The sequence below is a fragment of the Pseudomonas brassicacearum genome (assembly GCF_000585995.1).
Classification (GTDB): domain Bacteria; phylum Pseudomonadota; class Gammaproteobacteria; order Pseudomonadales; family Pseudomonadaceae; genus Aquipseudomonas; species Aquipseudomonas brassicacearum_A.
This window is the reverse complement of record NZ_CP007410.1, coordinates 6402910-6424626: the sequence shown is the minus strand read 5'-3', so window position 1 is coordinate 6424626 and position 21717 is coordinate 6402910. Positions and strand designations below refer to the sequence as shown.

The following is a 21717-nucleotide window of genomic DNA, read 5'->3' as shown; positions in this document are numbered from 1 at the left end:
GATCGTTCCGCTTGTTTGCGTTGATCGGCTATTGGGTGCTGCTTCTCTGCGTACAGTTCAGACGGTGTCGCATCGGGTTTCGTTCAACAGTGCGATGGCGGCGGCACCGACTTTGCGAACAGCCTCTTCGATCTGTGCCGTTGGCTTGGCAGCGTAGTTCATGCGCAGGCAATTGCGGTACTTGCCTGAAGCCGAAAAAATGCTGCCGACGGCCACCTGCACGCCTTGGTCGAGGAGGACTCGATTGAGCTTCAGCGTGTCGAAGCCGTCCGGCAATTCGACCCACAGCATGAAGCTGCCTCGCGGGCGGCTGGCGCGGGTACCCGGCGGAAAATAGCGGCTGACCCAGTCGATCATCACATCGCGATTGCGCTGGTATTGTGTGCGCATCCGCCGTAAATGAGGTTCGAAATGCCCGCCTTTCAGGAATTCGGCGATGGCGATCTGCGGTTGTGGCGCGGTGGAGCCCGTGCTGATGTATTTCATGTGCAGTACCCGCTCCAGGTATCGGCCCGGTGCGACCCAGCCAATTCGCAGGCCCGGTGCCAGGGTCTTGGAGAAAGAACTGCAGAGTAGGACGCGGCCGTCTTCGTCGAAAGACTTGATGGTGCGTGGTCGCGGGTAGGTGTAGGCCAATTCCCCATACACATCGTCTTCGATAATCGCCACGTCGAAGCGCTGCGCCAGGGTCAGCAGGGCGCGCTTGTTGGCCTCGGGCATGATGTAGCCCAGCGGATTATTGCAACTGGGGGTCAACTGTATGGCTTTGATTGGCCATTGTTCCAGCGCCAGTTCCAATGCGTCCAGGCTGATGCCGGTCAGCGGATCGGTGGGGATTTCCAGGGCCTTCATGCCCAGGCCCTTGAGGGTTTGCATGGCCCCGTGAAAGCTGGGTGAATCCACCGCGACGATGTCGCCTTGTTCGCAGGTGGCGCGGATGCTGACGGACAACGCTTCGTGACAGCCTGTGGTGACGATCAGGTCGCCGGGGTCCAGTTGGCAGCCGGAGTCCAGTGATAGGCGGGCGATCTGCTCCCGCAGCGCGAGGTTGCCGTAGATGTTGTCGTAATACAGGCCGGGCATGTCTTGCCGGCGGCTGATCTGCGCCAGGCTGCGCAGCAGCGGTTTCATGGTTGGCGAATGAATGTCCGGCATGCCGCGCCCCAGTTGCACTACATCCGCACGCGGCACGGCGCGTATCAGTTCCAGCACTTGATCCCATTGGGAAATATCCACCGGCCGCTGGGCCGGCCGGCCTACCGCTGGCAGGTCTGGCAGTTCGCGGCTGGCCGGCACGAAATAGCCGGATTTGGGTTTCGGCATCGCCAGCCCGCTGTCCTCCAGTACGCGATAGGCCTGCTGCACCGTACTCAGGCTGACCCCATGTTCCGTGCTCAAGGCGCGCACAGATGGCAGCCGGTCGCCGGGGCGGTAGAAGCCCTGTTCGATGCGGGTACCGAGCAATTCGGCAAGGTTCACGTACAGGGTCATTGTGTGCTCCCAAGGAGATGGAAAACGGTAACCAATACAGTTTGGCCAGAAAAAGACGATTCAGTCGCGAAAAAGCTAAATCTGTATGTTCATAAAATATACCGGTTGAATCTGTATCGTTTTAGGCCGTCCGCGCATCATGAAACCTCTGGCTACCCAAGTAAACAGGAGCGATCAAAATGAACGGCTTGAGCGATGTGCGGCTGACGTTACACAGTCAGGAACTGGCGGCAGGGCGGGAGAAGGCGCTGCGCGATGCGATGGTGCGCAACGCGCCATCCTGCCTGGGTCGCTGGGGTCTGTTCTGGCACCGCCTGCATACACGCAAAGCCTTGCTGGAGCTGACACCCGAACAGTTACGTGACATCGGGCTGAGCCCGGAGCTGGCGCGGGAGGAGGGGCTCAAGCCGTTCTGGCGGCTGTGAAGCAACAGGAAGCTCTGTGGCGAGGGAGCTTGCTCCCGCTCGGTTGCGCAGCAACCGCAAAAAAAGAAGGGCCGCTGCGCAGCCCAGCGGGAGCAAGCTCCCTCGCCACAGGGGATTAAACCAACTCTTTGAACCTATGCCACAACATCCCCAGCGCCAACAGCGGCGAACGCAGATGCCTGCCGCCAGGGAAGGTCATGTGTGGCACCCGATCGAACAGATCGAACCCACCGCTTTGCTGTCCGCTGATGGCCTCGGCCAACAGCTTGCCCGCCAAATGCGTGGCATTCACGCCATGGCCGGAGTAGGCCTGGGCGTAATACACATTGGGTTGGTCTTTGAGCCGACCAATCTGCGGCAAGCGGTTGGCACCGATGCCGATCATCCCGCCCCATTGATAATCGATCTTCACATCCGCCAGTTGAGGGAAAACCTTGAGCATCTTCGGACGCATGTAGGCGCCGATGTCCTGCGGGTCGCGGCCCGAATAGTGACAGGCCCCGCCGAACAGCAAGCGTCGATCCGCCGAAAGCCGGTAATAGTCCAGCGCCACCCGTTGATCACAGACGGCCATGTTTTGCGGCAACAAGGCCTGTGCCTGGGCCTGGCTCAAGGGTTCGGTGGCGATGATGTAGCTGCCGGCGGGTAGCACTTTGCCGCTGAGTTGCGCATTGAGCCCATTGAGGTAGGCGTTGCAGCCCAGCACCAGGGTCTTGGCGCGGACGGAACCCTGTTGGGTATGCACTTTCACTTCGGGGCCGTGATCGATGCGTGTGACCGCCGATTGCTCGAACAGCCTGACGCCCAGTTGCTGCGCGGCGGCGGCTTCCCCCAGGGCCAGGTTCAGTGGATGCAGATGGCCCGAACCCATGTCGACCAGGCCGCCAACGTAGCGATCCGAACCCACGACGCTGTGCATTTCATGGGCTTGCAGCAGCCGGGTCTGATGGCGATAACCCAGGCTGCGCAGCTCTTCGGCCTCTTGCGCGAAGCCTTCCAGGTCGCCGGGCTTGTTGGCGAGGTCGCAGTAACCCCAGGTGAGGTCGCAGGGGATCTGAAAGCGCTCGACGCGTTGTCGGACGATTTCCACGGCTTCCAGCCCCATGAGTTTCATCTGGCGTACGCCGTCGACACCGATGACCGGGGTGAACTGATCGAGGCCATGGCCGACGCCGCGAATCAACTGGCCGCCGTTACGCCCGCTGGCGCCCCAGCCGATCTTGTGCGCTTCGAGCAGCACCACGCTCATGCCGCGCTCGGCCAGTTCAATCGCCGTGTTCAGCCCGGAAAACCCGCCGCCGACCACGCAGACATCCGCTACCAGATCACCTTGCAGCGCCGGATGGTCCGGTTGCGGCAGGCTGCTGGCAGCGTAATAAGAGGCGGCGTGCGCGTGGTTCGGGACAGGTTGCTGAACACGGGCGTTCATGTGCGTAATCCTGATTATTGTGTTTGAGAAATTTTACGGAGCATAAGCCGTGGCCTCATGGGCGGGCAACACCGGTCGGCTGGCGCTGTCTGGGCTAAGGCTTTTAGGGCAGAATCGTGAACTGTCCCACCTCGGTAACCGCCTCGATGAGCTGCAACAGTCAAAAAATTCGTACGCTGCGCCAACAGATTCCCTCGTTCGAGTGCGTACCGGGTTGCCATGACTGCTGTGGTCCGGTGACCACTTCGCCCGAAGAAATGGCCCGCTTGCCGCGAAAAAGTCGCGCCGAACAGGACGCGGCCATGGAGGCGCTCGATTGCGTGCACCTGGGGCCGAACGGCTGCACGGTGTATGACGAGCGGCCGCTGATCTGCCGGCTATTCGGCACCACTGCGACGCTGCCGTGCCCCAACGGACGGCGGCCGGTAGAGCTGATCCATCCGCGGGTCGAGCAGCAAATCCATGAATACATGGCTGCCAATCGCCAGGTCCTGGTTTAGGGACCGTTCCCACGCAAAGGGGGAAACGATCGATGCCGGGCTCAATCGGGAATCGGCAGGTTCAAGCTCTCCTTCACTTCTTCCATCACGATGTAGCTCTTGGATTCGCGCACATGGGGCAGCTTGAGCAGGATGTCGCCCAGCAGCTTGCGGTACGAAGCCATCTCGGAAATCCGCGCTTTCACCAAGTAGTCAAAATCCCCCGAGACCAAGTGACATTCCAGGACGTGGGGCAATTTCAGCACTGCGCGTCGGAATTCTTCGAAAGTGTCGCCGGACTTGTAGTCGAGGCTGATCTCGACGAACACCAGCAGGCTGCCCTTCAAGTGTTGCGGGTTGAGCCGGGCGTTGTAGCCCATGATGATCCCTTCACGCTCCAGGCGCCGTACCCGCTCTGTGCAGGGCGTTGTAGAGAGGCCGACCTTTTCCCCTAGCTCGGTAAAGGAAATCCGCCCGTCCGCCTGGAGGATGCGCAGGATATTGCGGTCGATCTTATCCAGCTCGCGTTTGGTCTGGGTATTGGTACGCACAGGTGATGCGCCTCCGTGAAAAGGGTTTTTGCCGAGAATTCTCGCCAAATATAGGCAGTTATATAGTGAAAAGCACTGGCTAATCTTTTTTACACTGCGCCCATCAAAGCTTTGTATAACAAACGTCAGCGGTTATCCGCGATGAGGGCATCAACATGCGCGTTCTGGTCTTGGGTAGCGGCGTCATCGGTACCGTCAGTGCTTATTACCTGGCCCGGGCCGGGTTTGAAGTCGTCGTGGTCGACCGTCAACCGGCGCCTGCCATGGAAACCAGCTTCGCCAACGCTGGCCAGGTGTCGCCGGGTTATGCCTCGCCGTGGGCCGCGCCGGGTGTGCCGCTCAAGGCCATCAAGTGGCTGCTGCAGCGCCACGCACCGCTGGCAATCAAGGCCACCGCCGACATCGACCAGTACCTGTGGATGGCGCAGATGCTGCGCAACTGCACCGCCAGCCGCTATGCCATCAACAAGGAGCGCATGGTGCGCTTGTCCGAGTACAGCCGCGACTGCCTCGACGAGCTGCGCGCTGAAACCGGCATCGCCTACGAAGGCCGCAGCCTGGGGACGACCCAACTGTTCCGCACCCAGGCACAGCTCGACGGCGCCGCAAAGGACATCGCGGTGCTGAAAGAGTCCGGTGTGCCGTTCGAAGTGCTCGACCGCGCGGGCATTGCCCGGGTCGAACCGGCCTTGGCCAATGTCACCGACATTCTGGCCGGTGCCTTGCGCCTGCCTAACGACCAGACCGGTGACTGTCAGATGTTTACCACGCGCCTGGCGGAAATGGCCGTGAAGCTCGGTGTGCAGTTCCGCTTTAACCAGGATATCCAACGCCTGGACTTCGCCGGTGACCGCATCAACGGCGTCTGGATCGACGGCAAGCTGGAAACCGCCGACCGTTACGTCCTGGCCCTGGGCAGCTATTCGCCGCAGTTGCTCAAGCCCCTTGGAATCCGCGCACCGGTCTATCCACTCAAGGGCTATTCCCTGACTGTGCCGATCACCAACCCGGCGATGGCGCCGACCTCGACCATTCTCGACGAAACCTACAAGGTTGCGATCACCCGGTTCGACAACCGTATTCGCGTGGGCGGCATGGCGGAAATCGCCGGTTTTGACCTGTCCCTCAATCCGCGGCGACGCGAAACCCTGGAGATGATCGTCAACGACCTTTATCCTCAGGGCGGCGATCTGGCCGAGGCCAGTTTTTGGACCGGCTTGCGCCCGACCACCCCGGACGGCACGCCAATCGTGGGTGCCACACCTTTCAAGAACCTGTTCCTGAACACCGGCCACGGCACCCTCGGATGGACCATGGCCTGTGGTTCCGGTCGCTTGTTGGCGGACCTGATGGCGAAGAAAAAGCCGCAGATCAGCGCCGAAGGCCTCGATATTTCCCGTTATGGCAGTAAACCCCAGGAGTCTGCAAAACATGTCAATCCAGCGCCAGCTCACCAATGACCGCATGAGCCAGGTTGTCGTGCACAACGGCACCGTTTACCTGGCGGGGCAGGTCGGCGACGACATGAGCGCCGGTATCGAGCAGCAGACCCGCGAAAGCCTGGCCAATATCGAGCGTTTGCTGGACCTGGCTGGGACTGACAAGCACCGTCTGCTGTCGGTGACGATTTACCTGAAGGACATCGAGGCCCATTTCGAAGGCATGAATTCGGTCTGGGACCAATGGCTGCCCAAAGGCGTTGCCCCGGCCCGTGCCACAGTGGAAGCCAAGCTATGCGAACCGGAGATTCTGGTAGAGCTGTCCGTTGTGGCCGCGCTGCCTTAATACCCGGCAAAAAGATCCCTCTCCCGGCGCTGTTGGTGGTCAAGACCATCAGCCAGCGCCGGTTTTTTATCCCATGACCGTCTAGAAGCCTGCCGCCATGCGTCCTGCCCGTGCTCTGATCGACCTTCAAGCCTTGCGTCACAACTACCAATTGGCCCGCGATGTCACAGGGGCCAAGGCCCTTGCGGTGATTAAGGCCGATGCTTATGGACACGGTGCGGTGCGCTGCGCCGAGGCTTTGCAGGACGCGGCCGATGGATTCGCCGTGGCCTGTATCGAAGAGGCCCTGGAACTGCGGGCCGGCGGGATTCGTGGGCCGGTCCTGCTGCTGGAAGGTTTCTTCGAGGCCGATGAGCTGCCGTTGATCGTCGAGCATGATTTCTGGTGCGTGGTGCATTCGTTGTGGCAGCTCGAAGCGATTGAAAACGCGCCGCTGAGCAAGCCGATCACGGTCTGGCTCAAGCTCGATTCGGGGATGCACCGAGTCGGGTTGCACCCGGCGGACTATCAGGCCGCCTATCGTCGACTGCTGGCCAGCGGCAAAGTGGCGAAGATTGTGCTGATGAGCCACTTCGCCCGCGCCGATGAACTGCACGACCCTTGCAGCACCGAGCAACTGGCCGTGTTCGAGGCGGCCCGCCAGGGGCTGGCGGCAGAGATCAGCCTGCGCAACTCCCCGGCCGTGCTGGGCTGGCCGCAGATGCCAAGCGACTGGGTGCGACCGGGCATCATGCTCTACGGTGCAACCCCGTTCGACGAACCCAACACCGTCGCCTCGCGCCTGCAACCGGTGATGACCCTGGAATCGAAGATCATCTGCGTGCGTGAATTGCCCGCCGGCGAGCCGGTGGGCTACGGTGCCCGCTTTGTGACCACGCAACCGACCCGGGTCGGGGTGGTTGCCATGGGTTATGCCGACGGCTACCCGCGCCAAGCCCCCAGCGGTACGCCGGTGCTGGTGGACGGGCAGCGCAGTCAACTGGTCGGGCGGGTGTCGATGGACATGCTGTGTGTCGACTTGACCCCTATTCCCCAGGCCGGGCTCGGTTCGACCGTGGAGTTATGGGGCAAGAACATCCTCGCCAGCGATGTCGCGAAGGCTGCCGACACGATTCCTTACCAGATTTTCTGCAACCTGCGCCGGGTGCCACGGCTCTATTCCGGGCGTTGAGGCAACGCGCAAGCTACCGAAAGTCGCTTCACCGCACAGGATTCGGGCCAAAGTGTTGTAAATACTGAACGCTGTCGCCATGATAACGCTCACTTTCCACACAACCTGATTCCCTGGAGGCTCCAGCATTGGACGTCGGTGAACGACTGCAATCCATCCGTAAACTCAAAGGCCTTTCCCAGCGTGAACTCGCCAAGCGCGCGGGCGTCACCAACAGCACTATTTCGATGATCGAGAAGAACAGCGTCAGCCCCTCGATCAGCTCGCTGCGTAAGGTCCTTGGCGGGATTCCCATGTCCATGGTCGAGTTTTTCTCCGAGGAAATCCTTCAGGAGAAACCGACTCAGATCGTCTACAAAGCCAACGAACTGATCGACATCTCCGACGGCGCCGTGACCATGAAACTGGTGGGCAGGGCACACCCGAGCCGGGCGATCGCCTTCCTGAACGAAATCTATCCGCCTGGCGCCGACACCGGTGAAGAGATGCTCACCCATGAGGGCGAGGAAACTGGGATTCTGGTGGAGGGGCGGCTGGAACTGGTGGTCGGCGTCGAAACTTTCGTGCTCGAGGCGGGCGACAGCTACTATTTCGAGAGCACCAAGCCACACCGTTTCCGTAATCCGTTCGATGTGCCGGCGCGACTGATCAGCGCAGCTACACCGGCCAATTTCTAGAAAAAGAGGCGCCGAGCCGTGCGGCAAAGGCGCCCAAGGAATGAGCCGTCATTGCAAACAAGACCCTTGCGACTTTGGGGTTGTTTCAGTGTGACGGGCTTACCGCTATACTTGCGCCCGCCTGCAAACCGTGGCCGCAGGCGTGACTAGCCACCATTGAGGGTGTACGCGTGAACCTAATTATGAAAATGCTGGCTGCACCAGCAACCGTATTGGCCCTATGGGCTGCGAGCGCTCAAGCGGCGCCCAACGACGAAATCGCCAAGCGCCTAGAACCCGTCGGCCAGGTTTGCGTTCAGGGGAAGGAATGCAAGGGCATGGAAGTCGTGGCCTCGGCTGGCGGCGGTGCGGCCAAGACGCCGAAAGATGTCATTGCCAAACATTGCAATGCTTGCCACGGCACCGGCCTGCTGGGCGCACCGAAAATCGGTGACAAGGCTGCCTGGAAAGAACGCGCCGACCACCAGGGCGGCCTTGACGGCATCCTGGCCAAGGCCATTACAGGCATCAACGCCATGCCGCCTAAAGGCACCTGCGCTGATTGCTCGGATGACGACCTCAAGGGCGCCATCAAGGAAATGTCTGGCCTGTAATACGCCAGCCTCTTCCACAAAACAGCCGCTTACGAGCGGCTTTTTTGCGCCTGGGGTTTTTCAAGGCTGTTCATCGCAACCAAGACCCGGCAAGCTCGGTCCAACCCACATTCATGGAATTCCTGGAGGGTCGGATGGTGCAGTTGTGTTCAATCGAACAGGCGGTGGACGACGTACTCGAGCGCCTGCCCGCGCATATTCACCTCGGCATGCCCCTGGGATTGGGCAAACCCAACTTGTTTGCCAACGCGCTGTACCGGCGTATCGCACAATTGCCTGAACGCCAACTGACCATTTATACGGCCTTGAGCCTGGGCCGGCCGAAGCTGGGCGATGGGTTGCAGAAGCGCTTTCTCGAGCCCTTCGTCGAGCGCGTCTTCGGTGACTACCCCGAACTGGATTACCTTGCCGACCTGCATCAGGACAGCCTGCCGACCAACATCCGGGTCGAGCAATTCTTCATGCAGCCCGGCAGCCTGCTGCACAGTACATCGGCCCAGCAGAGCTATGTCAGCAGCAACTACAGCCACGCTGCCCGGGACATCAACGCGGCCGGCTTGAACCTGGTGGCGCAACTGGTGGCCAGTGACCCCGAGCATCCGGATCGCCTGAGCCTGAGCTGCAACCCGGACATTACCCTCGACCTGTTGCCGATGATCGCCAAGCGTCGCGCGGCCGGGGAGACCATCCTGATGGTGGGCCAGGTTCACAGCGATTTGCCTTATATGCCGGGGGACGCGGAGATCGGCATCGACGGTTTCGACCTGTTGATCGATGAGAAGGACAACCACACGTTGTTTTCCACACCGAACATGCCGGTGGGGTTCCAGGATCATCTGATCGGCCTGCACGCCAGTACCCTGGTGCGCGACGGTGGGACGCTGCAGATCGGCATCGGCGCCATGGGCGACGCGTTGACGGCGGCGCTGCTGGCGCGCCAGGCCGATAACGCCGGCTACCAGGCCTTGCTGGCCGACCTGAATCTCAGTCAGTGGGCACAATTGATCGAGCGCGAAGGCGGGGTCGAACCGTTTGCCAAGGGGCTGTACGGTTGCAGTGAGATGTTCGTCAACGGCCTGTTGGTACTGGCGGACGCGGGGATCATCCGACGCAAGGTCTACCCCGATGTTCCGACCCAGGAGCAGGCCAACGCCGGAACCCTCGACGAGGCGGCGCAACCCGACGGCATCTGCGTACATGGCGGCTTTTTCCTCGGCCCGTGCAGTTTTTACGAGCGTCTGCGCGAACTGCCGCAGAACCGGCGCCTCGAATTCAACATGACCCGCATCAGTTACATCAACGAACTGTACGGCCAGGAACAACTCAAACGGTTGCAGCGACTCGATGCCCGTTTCATCAACACGGTCTTCACCATGACCCTGATGGGGGCCGGGGTGGCTGATCAGTTGGAAGATGGGCGGGTACTCAGCGGCGTAGGCGGGCAGTACAACTTCGTTGCCCAGGGCCATGCGCTGGAAGGCGGGCGTTCGATCCTGCTCTTGCGCAGCTGGCGTGAGGCGGGCGGCGAGATCAGCTCGAACATCGTCTGGCAGTACGGCCATTGCACGATTCCCCGGCACCTGCGGGACATCGTGGTAACCGAGTACGGCATCGCCGACCTGCGGGGCAAGAACGATGCCGCGGTGATCGAGGCGTTGCTCAACATCAGCGATTCACGCTTCCAGCCGGGGCTGATCGAGCAGGCGCAAAAAGCCGGTAAGTTGCCGAAGGATTTTCGTCTCGATCCGCGGTTCGCCGACAACACCTCGGAGCGTTTGCAGGCGATCCAGGCGCGGCACCCGAACCTGTTTCCGGAGTACCCGCTGGGCTGCGATTTTGACGACGTAGAGCGAGACCTGTTGCGGGCGCTGAACTGGCTCAAGAGCAAGTTCAAGCTCACCGAGATCCTGGAACTGGGCAAAGCCGCCCTCGACGCCCCGGAGCCATGGGAGTTCGCCGGGCATCTGGAGCGGATGCAGCTGACCAGCCCTGAGGGGCTGAAGGACGAGTTGTTTCAGCGCTTGTTGCTGGCCGGTCTCAAGGCCACGACTATTTAGCGACCGACATAGATCCATTGTGGGAGCGGGCTTGCTCGCGAATGCGGTGGATCAGCCAGAAATCTATCGACTGACACACCGCATTCGCGAGCAAGCCCGCTCCCACAGGGAAGATTGGCGGTGGTCAGTCAATCGATAAAGGTCACGACCCCACCGGCCAGGGACTTCACCCGGGCCAACGATTCAACACGATAGCCCTGGGCATCCAGTTCGGCGCGACCACCCTGGAACGACTTCTCGATCACGATCCCCAAGCCTGCCACCGTGGCGCCAGCCTGCTTGATGATGGAGATCAGCGCCTGGGACGCTTTACCGTTGGCCAGGAAGTCATCGATGATCAGTACCCGGTCGCTGCTGGTCAGGTGGCGCGGGCTGATGGCCACGGTGCTTTCGGTCTTTTTGGTGAACGAATACACGGTCGCCGACAGCAGGTTTTCCGTCAGGGTCAGGGACTGTTGCTTGCGGGCGAAAATCACCGGTACGCCAAGGATCAGGCCGGTCATGATCGCGGGGGCAATGCCCGAAGCCTCGATGGTGACGATCTTGGTGATGCCTGAGTCCTTGAACAGCGCGGCGAATTCGTCACCGATCAGCTTCATCAACTGCGGGTCGATCTGGTGGTTGAGAAACGCGTCGACTTTCAGAACCTGGTCGGAAAGCACGATGCCTTGCTCGCGGATTTTCTGGTGCAGGGCTTCCATGAAGCCTCCTCTAATGACGCCTTCAGCGCCTGAAGTCGGTGAAAAAAGTAGTCGATTCTAGCGCTTTAACATCGCGCGTATGTCAGCCAAGGCGCTGTTTCCCCGGACGACTTTGACTTCGGTCGGTGTGTCGTCGTTGCCTTCCCAGGCCAGGTCGTCCGGCGGCAGCTCATCGAGAAAGCGACTCGGCGCGCAGTCGATCACTTCGCCGTATTGCTTGCGCTTGGCGGCGAAGGTGAAGGCCAGTGTCTGGCGTGCCCGGGTAATACCGACGTAGGCCAGGCGCCGCTCTTCTTCGATGGTGTCGGCCTCGATGCTGGAGCGATGCGGCAGGATTTCTTCTTCCATGCCCATGATGAACACGTAAGGGAATTCCAGGCCCTTTGAGGCGTGAAGCGTCATCATCTGCACGCCTTCGGCGCCGTCTTCCTCTTCCTGCTGGCGTTCGAGCATGTCCCGCAGCACGAGTTTGCCGATGGCGTCCTCGACGGTCATGTCGCCGTCTTCGTCCTTTTCCAGGGTGTTTTTCAACGCCTCGATCAGGAACCAGACGTTACCCATGCGGTAATCGGCGGCCTTGTCGCTGGAACTGTTGGTGCGCAGCCAGTTCTCGTAGTCGATGTCCATGACCATGCTGCGCAACGCCGAAATCGGATCTTCGCCGGCGCACTGCTCGCGGACCTTGTCCATGAAACGCTTGAAGCGCGCCAGGCGATCGGTGAAGCGGCTGTCCAGGTGCTCGCCCAGGCCGATTTCGTCCGTGGCGGCGTACATCGAGATTTTGCGCTCGGTGGCGTAGTTACCGAGTTTTTCCAAGGTCGTCGAACCGATTTCCCGGCGCGGGACGTTGATCACCCGCAGGAAGGCGTTGTCGTCGTCCGGGTTCACGATCAGGCGGAAGTAGGCCATCAGGTCCTTCACTTCCTGGCGGCCGAAAAAGCTGTTGCCCCCCGACAGACGATAGGGGATCTGGTGATGCTGCAATTTCAGCTCGATCAGCTTGGCCTGATAGTTACCGCGATACAGGATCGCAAAGTCGCTGTACGGCCGGTCGGTGCGCAGGTGCAGGCTGAGGATTTCCATGGCCACGCGCTCGGCTTCGGCGTCTTCGTTGCGGCAACGGATCACGCGGATCTCGTCGCCGTGGCCCATCTCGCTCCACAGCTGCTTTTCGAACTCGTGGGGGTTGTTGGAAATCAGCACGTTGGCGCAGCGCAGAATGCGGCTGGTGGAGCGGTAGTTCTGCTCCAGCATCACCACCTTGAGCGACGGATAGTCGTCCTTGAGCAGCATCAGGTTTTCCGGCCGCGCGCCGCGCCAGGCGTAGATCGACTGGTCGTCGTCGCCCACCACGGTGAACTGGTTGCGTTTGCCGATCAGCAGCTTCACCAGCAGATACTGGCTGGCGTTGGTGTCCTGGTATTCGTCCACCAGCAGGTAGCGGACCTTGTTCTGCCATTTTTCGAGAATGTCGGCGTGGTCCTGGAACAGCTTGACCGGCAGCAGGATCAGGTCGTCGAAGTCCACCGCATTGAACGCCTTGAGGGTGCGCTGGTAGTGGGTGTAGACGATGGCGGCGGTCTGCTCCTTGGGATTGCGGGCGTTTTCCAGGGCTTCGGCGGGCAGGATCAGGTCGTTTTTCCACGAGCCGATCATGTTCTTGATCTCGTCCACGCCGTCGTCGCCCGAGTACTCCTTCTGCATGATGTCGGTCATCAAGGCCTTGACGTCGGTCTCGTCGAAAATCGAGAAGCCCGGCTTGTAGCCCAGCCGCGCGTGTTCCTTGCGGATGATGTTCAGGCCCAGGTTGTGGAAGGTGCAGACCGTCAGGCCGCGACCTTCACCGGCGCGCAGCAGACCGCCGACCCGCTCCTTCATTTCCCGGGCGGCTTTGTTGGTAAAGGTCATGGCGACGATGTACTGGGCGCGGATGCCACAGTTCTGGATCAGGTGCGCGATCTTGCGGGTGATCACGCTGGTCTTGCCGGAGCCTGCACCGGCGAGCACCAAAAGAGGGCCGCCGACATAGTTCACGGCTTCTTGCTGCCGGGGATTGAGTCGGGACATGACAGGATCAGGGAGTCGTTTGCGAAATGGGCCGGCATTTTAACAGGCTCTGAGAATTGTGCTGCCCTGTCCGACTTGTGACGCAACACATCATTGTCATTTGCCGCTTTTGCTACTTTCACGCAGGATGTCGGGCGGACTGGCGTCTAACGTCGACTTCGCGTGGGGAAAAAACCACCGAAAGCAGGTGTTTGAGAACCGTTTCCATTGGTCATTGCTGATCGGCAGGTCATAATGCCCAGCGCCTACCACCTTGCAGAGTCTAGGGAGTCAGCTTGTCTACGCCTGTCGAACCCTTGCGTTTGCTGTTACTGGCCGAAACGCCTGAGTGGTCAGTGATATTACGCGAGTGCCTGGTGCCCATGGGACCGTCGGTCGTGCTGATCAGCGCCCCAAACTGGGACTCGGTCAGCAGCCTGTTCGAAGACAACCGTAACGCGGTATTGCTGACCATAGCGGCGTTGCAACCGACGCCGGGCCGTTGCCGCTTGCCGACGGTTCTGCTGCTTGAGCATGAACCCGCGACTGCACCCGATGGCGTCAGTGACTGGCTGGTGCGCGATGTACTCGATAGGGCGACCCTGCGCCGTTGCCTGCGCCATGTGCGTGAGCGCGGCGTGCTGGAAAACACTCTGCAGCGCCTCGCCGAACAGGACCCGCTGACCGGCATCGCCAATCGCCAGGGGTTCCAGACTTTGCTGACGGCGCGCCTGGCTGAAAACGAAGGTCGCGGCCTGGCGCTTGGTCACCTCGACCTGGACAACTTCCGCCACGCCAACGATGCCCTGGGTCACCAGGCCGGTGACCGCTTGATTTTGCAAGTGGTGTCGCGGCTCAAGGGGGCACTCGAGGCCGGCGACCAACTGGCGCGGCTGGGCAGCGACGAATTTGCCTTGCTGATCGACACCCGCCGTGCGCCGGAGCGGGCCGAGTGGATGGCCGAGCGCATCACCGAAGCCATGGCTGAACCCTACTGGGTGGACGGCGAAAGCCTGCTGATCGGTTGCAGCCTGGGCATCGCTCACGCCCGCGCCCAGGCCGGCGCGGATCCGCTGATGTGGCACGCCCACATCGCCATGCAGCAGGCCAAGAGCACTCAAGGCTGCACTTTTCATATCTTCAATGAGCGCATCAACCGCAACGCCCGCAGCCTCGCCGACCTGGAAAGCGAACTGCGCCGGGCGCTGCGTCGCGACGAGTTGGAGCTGCATTATCAACCCCGGCTGAACCTTGAGGACGGCAACATCGTTGGCCTCGAAGCCCTGGTGCGCTGGCGTCACGGCGAGCGCGGGCTGCTGCCGCCGAGTGAATTCGTGCCGCTGGCCGAACAGAGTGGCCTGATCGTGCCGCTGGGCTACTGGGTAATTTCCCGAGCACTGCGCGACATGCAGGCCCTGCGCGAACGCGGGCTGGCGCCCTTGCACATGGCGGTCAACCTGTCTTTCCGGCAGTTCCAGGACAGCCAGTTGCTGCCGACCCTGAGCCGGCTGATTACCGAGCGGGGCGTCGAGGCCCAGTGGCTGGAGTTCGAACTCACCGAAACCGCGGTCATGCGCCGCAGTGAACTGGTCAAGCAGACCATGGATGCCTTGGGCCGCCTGGGGGTGCGTTTCTCCCTGGACGACTTCGGCACCGGCTTCTCCTCGTTCGTGCACCTCAACAGCCTGCCCATCGCCCTGCTCAAGATCGACAAGAGCTTCGTCGGCGGCATGGAGCAGCGCGAAGAAAACCGCAAACTGGTGCATGCGATGATCAACCTCGCGCACAACCTCAATCTGGAGGTGGTGGCCGAAGGTGTGGAGACCCGGGAGCAGTTGGACCTGCTGCGTGGCTTTGGTTGCGATCAGGTGCAGGGCTTCTTGATCAGCAAACCGTTGCCGCTGCCTGAATTGGTTGAATACCTGACGTTTGATGGCAACCAATCGACGCAGGAAGTCGTGGTCTGACACAAACCTTGTGGGAGCGAGCTTGCTCGCGATGACGGCGTGTCAGCCAACCTATCTGTAACGGATACACCGCTATCGCGAGCAAGCTCGCTCCCACAGGGGCCTCACTTGGCTTGGATGCTCTCGAAACGCCGCAACCCGGGCTCACTGCGAATCATCCGTTTCATCTTCCACTCAAACGCCGCCGTCAGGCTCACCGCCGCGCAGGCCAGCCCCAGGGCCAGGCCCCACCAGACGCCGGTCGGCCCCAGTTTAAGTGGAAGGCCATCCACCATGCTGCCGGTGCGCCGATCAGCCAATAGCAGCCCAGGCCGACCAGGAAGGTGGTCTTGGCATCCTTGAGCCCGCGAATGCAGCCCATCGCGATGGTTTGCGCGCCGTCGAAGAGTTCGAACCACGCGGCCACGGCCAGCAGGCTCACGGCCAAGTCGATTACCGGGCGGAAGGCCGGGTCGTTGTGGTCCAGGAACAAGCCGATCAGTTGGTTCGGCAATAGCCAGAAGACCATGGCGAACGCCAGCATCACTGCCGCGCCAAAACCAATACCGACCCGCCCGGCCAGTCGCGCCATCAGCAGTTGCCCGGCGCCGTAGTGCTGGCCGATGCGCATGGTGATTGCATACGACATCCCCGCTGGGACCATGAACGCCACCGAGACGATTTGCAGGGCGATCTGGTGTGCCGCCAGTGGAGTGCTGCCCATGGTGCCTATGCACAGCGCGGCGAACGCGAACAACCCGACCTCCACCGCATAAGTGCCGCCAATCGGCAGGCCCAGGCGCCACAGTTCCTTGAGGTATTGGCGATTCGGCCGCGACAACCCTTCAAGCAGCGGATAGGCACGGTAGGCCGGATGCCGATGGATATGCCAGGCCAGCGCCAGGGCCATACAGTTGGCGACGATGGCGGTGACCAGGCCAATCCCCATCAAGCCGAGTTTCGGTAGGCCGAACAGGCCGGTGATGAGCGCGTAGTTGAGCAGAAAGTTGGCCACCGTGCCGCCGAGGCTGATCACCATGACTGGCGTAGCCCGGCCGATGGCGCTGGTGAAGCCGCGCAGGGCCATGAAGCTCAGGTAGCCGGGGAGGGCGAACGGCAATGCCAGCAGGAACTGGCCGGCGGACAGCACGTTGGTTTCGGTCTGGCCAAACAGCAGCAACACAGGCTTGAGGTTCCACAACAGCAGCCCGGCCATCAACGCCATCAGCCACGCCAGCCACAATCCGGCCTGGGTCAGTCGAGTGGCCCCTTCGACGTCGCCGGCGCCCTGACGGATCGCCACCAGCGTGCCCACCGCTGCGATCACGCCGATGCAGAAAATCGACACGAACGAGTAGGTGGCCGCCCCGAGCCCACCGCCGGCCAGGGCTTCGGGGCTCAGGCGCGCCATCATCACGGTGTCAGTGAGCACCATCAGCATGTGTGCCAACTGCGAGGCAATCAACGGCCCCGCCAGCCGCAGGATGGCCCAGAGTTCGGTACGCACCGGATGCCGCATGATCATCACACTCCATGTCCAGACAAGGCAGTAAAGCGATGATTCTCGGCGCTTGTGGCGGTTTGCACAAAAGGATAAAAAAGATCGCTGGCATGATTAAAACTCATACTAAGGAACTTTCTGGTAGGGTCGTCAAAGGCTATAGGAGCTTTGCCAATGTCTCGTCGTCTCCCTCCTCTTTATGCGTTGCGAGCCTTTGAAGCGGCGGCGCGATACAGCTCATTCACCCGGGCCGCTGAAGAGCTGTCGATTACGCAAAGTGCGGTCAGCCGGCATATTCGTACGCTTGAAGAGCACTTTGCCTGTCGGTTGTTTCAGCGCAGTGGTCGCAATCTGCAGCTGACCGAGGCGGCGCGGTTGCTGCTGCCGGGCGTGCGTGAAGGGTTCATGGCCCTGGAGCGGGCCTGTCATACCTTGCATGGTGAAGACGACATCCTGCGCATGAAAGCGCCCTCGACCCTGACCATGCGCTGGCTGCTGGCGCGCCTGAGTCGGTTCCGGCATCTGCAACCCGGCAACGAGGTGCAACTGACCAGCGCCTGGATGGACATCGACGCAGTGGACTTCAACACCGAGCCCTTCGATTGCGCTGTACTGCTGGGCAACGGGCATTTTCCCGCGGACTGGGAGGCCAGTTTGCTATTCCCCGAGGAACTGATCCCGGTGGGCGCGCCCAATCTGTTGAACGATCAACCCTGGGATGTGGCGCGGTTGGCCAGCGCTGAATTGCTGCACCCCACGCCGGATCGCCGAGACTGGCGCAACTGGCTGCAACGCATGGGGTTGTCGGACAAGGTCTCGCTCAAGGGCGGGCAGGTGTTCGATACGCTGGAGCTGGGCATGATCGCCGCGGCACGGGGTTACGGCGTCTCCATGGGTGACCTGCTGATGGTGGCCGAGGATGTCGCCCAGGGGCGCTTGAGCTTGCCGTGGCCGACCGCCGTAGCCAGCGGTGAGCACTATTACCTCGTCTGGCCGAAGACCCGGCCCGGCGGTGAACGTTTGCGTCGGCTCAGCGATTTTCTCCAGGGCGAAGTGAAGGCCATGCAATTACCCGCCGTGGAACGTCTCGGCTGAAACGTTGCAGTGTCCGTGCTAGCCACTTGGCATTATTCCTCCCAAACCGCTCAAGTATTCGGCGTTGCTGCCGAATCCGTGAACATGGAACCCTCGTTCAGAAAGGGCTAAACACACCTTATCCTTGAATAAAATGCCGAGCGTGCGACGTGATCAGGATGATCCGGTCTCTCGGCCAGGAGCCGTCATGTCTCAACCCCGTGCCCGAATCGCCTCACAGCTAGGCCTTGCCCTTGCCGTGATACTGGCGGTCGTGATCTCCGGCAGTACCGTCTTTGCTTTGCGTTCGCTGGATTCCGCCAACCTTGCCACCCGTGAAGAACACCTGGCCAGCGAAGCACGCCTGATGGCCGACCAGCTCAATACGTTCCACAGCACCTTGCGCGAGAGCACTCAACGATTGGCAGGCTTGTTCGAAAAGCGCTTCAGCGCGGGCCTGAGCGTGCATCCGGACCAGCCAGTAACCGTGGCGGGTGTACAGACCCCTGGCTTGAGCCTGGGTGGTGAAGTGTTGAACAACAACTTCAAGGAAGTCGATGACTTCAAAGCGATGACCGCCGGGGTTGCCACAGTATTCGTGCGAAGCGGCGATGATTTCATTCGTGTCAGTACCTCAGTCAGCAAACAGGACGGTACCCGGGCCATCGGTACCATGCTCGACCGTGCCGGGCCAGCCTACGGCCCGGTGATCAGCGGGCAGAGCTACATCGGTCGGGCTCTGCTTTTCGGGCGTTTCTACATGTCGCAGTACACGCCCGTACGCGACAGCAGCGGCAAGATCATTGCCGTGTTGTATGTGGGATTCGATTACACCGACGCGCAGAACGCGCAGTTCGAGAACCTCAAGCGCTTCCGCATCGGCCAGACCGGTTCGCTGGCCTTGCTGGACGAACAAAACAAATGGCTGGTGCCGCCGGCGGGCGTGCAAGCGCTGGAGCAGGCGGTCACGACCATCAATGGCTTGGTCAAAAAGCCGGGTAAGGGTGCGTTCTGGAGCGACACCGCCGAGGACTTCTACAGCGTTGCCGTGCCATTTGCAGATGGGCCGTGGGCTGTCGTGGCAAGCATGCCGAAAACTGAAATTCGCGCCGTGACCTGGAGCGTCGGTACGCAACTGGCCATTGGCAGCCTGTTGGCGATGTTGCTGGCGGTCGGCGCGGCCATGTGGCTGCTGCGCAGCAAGCTGGCGCCGTTGGGGGACCTGGTGCGTCAGGCCGAAGCGTTGGGCGCCGGCGACCTGAGCGTGCGCCTGAACGTGTCGAGCCACGATGAGATCGGCCAACTAGCCCGTGCTTTCAACCAGATGAGCCAGGCTCTGTCGACCATGGTCGAGCACATCCGCAAAGCCTCGCAAGAGGTCAACAGCCGGGCGCAGGCCCTGTCCGGGTTGTCCAACGGCGCATACGAAGGGATGGAGCAGCAGTCTGGGGAAATCACCAGCATGGCTGGCGCGGTGGAAGAGTTCAGCGCTACCTCGCTGGATATCGCCGATAACATGGGCAACACCCAGCGCCTGGCCCAGGAAAACGCACAGCAAACTCAGATCGGTCGTACCTCGATGGGTGAAGCGTCGTCGTCCCTGGAGCAAATTTCCAGCGCGTTGAACAGCACCGCTACGGTCATCAACACCTTGGGCCAGCGTTCCCAGGAAATCGGTGGCATCGTCGGGGTCATCACCTCGATCGCCGAACAGACCAACCTGCTGGCCTTGAACGCCGCCATCGAAGCCGCGCGTGCGGGTGAGCAGGGTCGCGGTTTCGCCGTGGTGGCTGACGAAGTTCGCAGCCTGGCGTCCCGTACCCGTCAGGCCACTGACGAAATTTCCGGCATGATCAGCAGCATCCAGCAGGAAACTGGTAACGCCATCAGCACGATGGAGCAAGGCAAGGTGTTGATGCAGGAAGGCTTGTCGCGCAACGCCAATGTGGCCTCGGCCTTGGAGCGTATCGACGAACAGAGCCGCTCCGCCGGCCAGCAATTCGCGGCAATCACCACCGCGACCCAAGAGCAAAGCAGCACCGCGACCTTGCTCAGCAGCAACCTGCAAAGCATCGCCATGGCCAACAGCGAACAGCGCCAGGTGGTCTCGAACTTGGCGGTCACCGCCAAGGAACTGGAAAAATTGGCCCAGGACCTGCGCCAAGAGGTTGATCGGTTCCGCTGAGGCACTGCACCCAGTTTGGCGGTGAACATCAAGCTCGCAACCACCGGATAACCCTGTGGGAGCGGGCTTGCCCGCGAAGGCAATCTTACTGCCAACCTCATCGCAACTGATCCGGTGCTTTCGCGAGCAAGCCCGCTCCCACAGTGCTTGCCCCCGGGTATTCGCGCATTCGGCGGTCACTCAAAATCCCTGTGGGAGCGAGCTTGCTCGCGAAGGCGCCGGCACGGCCAACTTCTTCACCCACTGACCCATCGCTTTCACGAGCCCGCTCTCGCAAAGTCCCTGCCTACGATTCTTCCTTTTTTACGGAAATTGCTGTTTTTAGGCTTGCTGAAACGTTTCTTCAAGTCTATAAAAACCGCACAACTCCAATAAAAGGCCATGTCCATGACTTCGCTCAAACTCCTCGTTGCCCTTAGCGCCCTGGGCGCTGCCTCCCATGCCATGGCTTGGGATTATGTCCTGCTCGATACCGATAAAGCGGCTCAGCCGTGGCAAATCACCAGTCAGCAGCTCGGCGTGAAAACCGACAAACCCTTTTCCGTGACGTTGCGCACCCTGCACGGTGGCCGGCAAGAAGGCGTCAGCATCGTTGATATCGACAACGGCGCCATGAAGCTTTCGGTCGTCCCGACCCGTGGCATGAATGTGCTGCAGGCGTCGGTCGGGAATGTGCGCATGGGCTGGGATTCGCCGGTCAAGGAAGTGGTCAATCCGGCGTTCATCGAACTCAATGGCCGCGGTGGGTTGGGTTGGCTTGAAGGTTTCAATGAATTGGTGACCCGCTGTGGTTACGAATGGGTCGGCCATCCCGGCATGGACAACGGTGAACTGCTGACCCTGCATGGTCGTGCGGCCAACATCCCGGCCAACAAGGTCACCGTGCACATCGATGAAAAGCCTCCATACGCCATCACCCTGAAAGGCGAGTTGAAGGAACAGGCCTTCAAGAAGGTCGACTTCTCGGTGCAGACCGAACTGGTTACCGAGCCGGGTAGCGTGACGTTCGCCCTCAGCGACACGTTGACCAACAACGGCGATTATCCGAAGGAATACCAGGCGCTCTATCACAGCAACTTCAGCACACCTTTCCTGGAGCAGGGCGCGCGTTTCGTGGCGCCGGTCAAGCAGGTCTCGCCGTTCAACGACAAGGCCAAGGGCGATTTGCCGGATTGGCAAACTTACCGGGCCCCGACCAAGGATTACGACGAAACCGTTTATAACGTCGTGCCCTACGCTGACGCCAAGGGCGATACGCTCACGGTCCTGCACAACAAGGCCGGTAGCCTTGGTGTGTCGGTAGGTTTCAACACCGGTACGCTTCCAGTGTTCTCCCTGTGGAAAAACACCGATACGCAAGGCCAGGGCTACGTGACCGGGTTGGAACCAGGCACCAGTTTTTCCTATAACCGCCGGTATCAGCGGCCACTGGGCTTGGTGCCCACGATCGGACCGAAAGAGCACAAGCAATTCCAGATTCACTACAGCCTGTTGGCGGACAAAGGCGCTGTGGATAAAGCGCTCAAGCGCATCGACGCCATCCAGAACGGTCAAAAAACCGAGGTGCGGGAAACGCCGCTGGTTGACCTGAGCAAGCCATGACGCA

17 protein-coding genes and 1 pseudogene are annotated in these 21717 nt (G+C 61.0%); 12 read left to right on the top strand and 6 right to left on the bottom strand.

Annotated elements, in window-relative coordinates; all coding sequences use genetic code 11:
• Window positions 1-57 precede the first annotated feature (57 nt).
• A complete protein-coding gene (locus CD58_RS27765; protein WP_025216124.1) occupies window positions 58-1491 on the bottom strand; it encodes a PLP-dependent aminotransferase family protein in 1434 nt (477 codons plus the stop codon).
• 179 nt (window positions 1492-1670) lie between these two features.
• On the opposite strand from CD58_RS27765, the gene CD58_RS27760 reads away from it, so the two are divergent.
• Window positions 1671-1916 (top strand): DUF1127 domain-containing protein, encoded by a 246-nt coding sequence (locus tag CD58_RS27760; protein WP_025216123.1) that lies wholly within the window; start codon window positions 1671-1673, stop codon window positions 1914-1916.
• A gap of 115 nt (window positions 1917-2031) precedes the next feature.
• Here the strand turns inward: CD58_RS27760 and CD58_RS27755 are convergent, their stop codons facing one another.
• Window positions 2032-3345, bottom strand: a complete 1314-nt coding sequence (locus CD58_RS27755; protein WP_025216122.1) for an NAD(P)/FAD-dependent oxidoreductase — start codon at window positions 3343-3345, stop codon at window positions 2032-2034.
• A gap of 146 nt (window positions 3346-3491) precedes the next feature.
• Here CD58_RS27755 and CD58_RS27750 point away from each other — a divergent pair, with 146 nt between their 5' ends.
• Window positions 3492-3845 carry a YkgJ family cysteine cluster protein gene (locus CD58_RS27750; protein ID WP_025216121.1) on the top strand — a complete coding sequence of 118 codons (354 nt, stop codon included), beginning with the start codon at window positions 3492-3494 and terminating at the stop codon, window positions 3843-3845.
• Window positions 3846-3886: 41 nt separating this feature from the next.
• On the opposite strand, the gene CD58_RS27745 is transcribed toward CD58_RS27750, so the two are convergent.
• Window positions 3887-4375, bottom strand: a complete 489-nt coding sequence (locus CD58_RS27745; RefSeq protein ID WP_003206849.1) for an Lrp/AsnC ligand binding domain-containing protein — start codon at window positions 4373-4375, stop codon at window positions 3887-3889.
• Window positions 4376-4530: 155 nt separating this feature from the next.
• Here CD58_RS27745 and dadA point away from each other — a divergent pair, with 155 nt between their 5' ends.
• The 6 genes from dadA to CD58_RS27715 all read left to right on the top strand — a co-directional run bounded on the left by dadA (window position 4531) and on the right by CD58_RS27715 (window position 10658).
• Window positions 4531-5835, top strand: coding sequence for a D-amino acid dehydrogenase (dadA, locus tag CD58_RS27740; RefSeq protein WP_025216120.1), 1305 nt, complete (start codon window positions 4531-4533; stop codon window positions 5833-5835).
• Window positions 5807-6160, top strand: a complete 354-nt coding sequence (locus CD58_RS27735; protein ID WP_025216119.1) for a RidA family protein — start codon at window positions 5807-5809, stop codon at window positions 6158-6160. Before dadA ends, CD58_RS27735 begins: the two co-directional genes overlap by 29 nt.
• Window positions 6161-6257: 97 nt before the next feature.
• On the top strand, window positions 6258-7331 hold the full coding sequence (alr, locus tag CD58_RS27730) for an alanine racemase (protein ID WP_025216118.1): 1074 nt from the start codon (window positions 6258-6260) through the stop codon (window positions 7329-7331).
• 128 nt (window positions 7332-7459) lie between these two features.
• Window positions 7460-8008 (top strand): cupin domain-containing protein, encoded by a 549-nt coding sequence (locus CD58_RS27725; protein ID WP_003206841.1) that lies wholly within the window; start codon window positions 7460-7462, stop codon window positions 8006-8008.
• Between the two features lie 182 nt (window positions 8009-8190).
• Window positions 8191-8601 carry a c-type cytochrome gene (locus tag CD58_RS27720; protein WP_038436736.1) on the top strand — a complete coding sequence of 137 codons (411 nt, stop codon included), beginning with the start codon at window positions 8191-8193 and terminating at the stop codon, window positions 8599-8601.
• Window positions 8602-8735: 134 nt separating this feature from the next.
• Window positions 8736-10658, top strand: coding sequence for an acetyl-CoA hydrolase/transferase C-terminal domain-containing protein (locus CD58_RS27715; RefSeq protein WP_025216116.1), 1923 nt, complete (start codon window positions 8736-8738; stop codon window positions 10656-10658).
• Window positions 10659-10786: 128 nt separating this feature from the next.
• Here the strand turns inward: CD58_RS27715 and CD58_RS27710 are convergent, their stop codons facing one another.
• Together CD58_RS27710 and rep are read right to left on the bottom strand one after the other, a co-directional pair.
• Window positions 10787-11359: a xanthine phosphoribosyltransferase gene (locus tag CD58_RS27710; RefSeq protein WP_025216115.1), complete on the bottom strand. Its 573-nt coding sequence runs from the start codon at window positions 11357-11359 to the stop codon at window positions 10787-10789.
• A 57-nt stretch (window positions 11360-11416) separates the two neighbouring features.
• A complete protein-coding gene (gene rep / locus CD58_RS27705; protein ID WP_025216114.1) occupies window positions 11417-13426 on the bottom strand; it encodes a DNA helicase Rep in 2010 nt (669 codons plus the stop codon).
• Between the two features lie 275 nt (window positions 13427-13701).
• Between rep and CD58_RS27700 the strand changes: the two genes are divergently transcribed.
• Window positions 13702-15372: a putative bifunctional diguanylate cyclase/phosphodiesterase gene (locus CD58_RS27700; RefSeq protein ID WP_025216113.1), complete on the top strand. Its 1671-nt coding sequence runs from the start codon at window positions 13702-13704 to the stop codon at window positions 15370-15372.
• Window positions 15373-15476: 104 nt separating this feature from the next.
• On the opposite strand, the pseudogene CD58_RS27695 reads toward CD58_RS27700, so the two are convergent.
• Window positions 15477-16876 (bottom strand): annotated as a pseudogene (locus tag CD58_RS27695) (NorM family multidrug efflux MATE transporter).
• 150 nt (window positions 16877-17026) lie between these two features.
• Between CD58_RS27695 and CD58_RS27690 the strand changes: the two are divergent.
• The 3 genes from CD58_RS27690 to CD58_RS27680 all read left to right on the top strand — a co-directional run bounded on the left by CD58_RS27690 (window position 17027) and on the right by CD58_RS27680 (window position 21713).
• Window positions 17027-17947, top strand: coding sequence for a LysR substrate-binding domain-containing protein (locus CD58_RS27690; RefSeq protein ID WP_025216112.1), 921 nt, complete (start codon window positions 17027-17029; stop codon window positions 17945-17947).
• A gap of 187 nt (window positions 17948-18134) precedes the next feature.
• The gene (locus CD58_RS27685) at window positions 18135-20111 is read left to right on the top strand and encodes a methyl-accepting chemotaxis protein (RefSeq protein WP_025216111.1); all 1977 of its coding nucleotides are present in this window, start codon (window positions 18135-18137) and stop codon (window positions 20109-20111) included.
• A 387-nt stretch (window positions 20112-20498) separates the two neighbouring features.
• Window positions 20499-21713 (top strand): aldose 1-epimerase family protein, encoded by a 1215-nt coding sequence (locus CD58_RS27680; protein ID WP_025216110.1) that lies wholly within the window; start codon window positions 20499-20501, stop codon window positions 21711-21713.
• Window positions 21714-21717 lie beyond the last annotated feature (4 nt).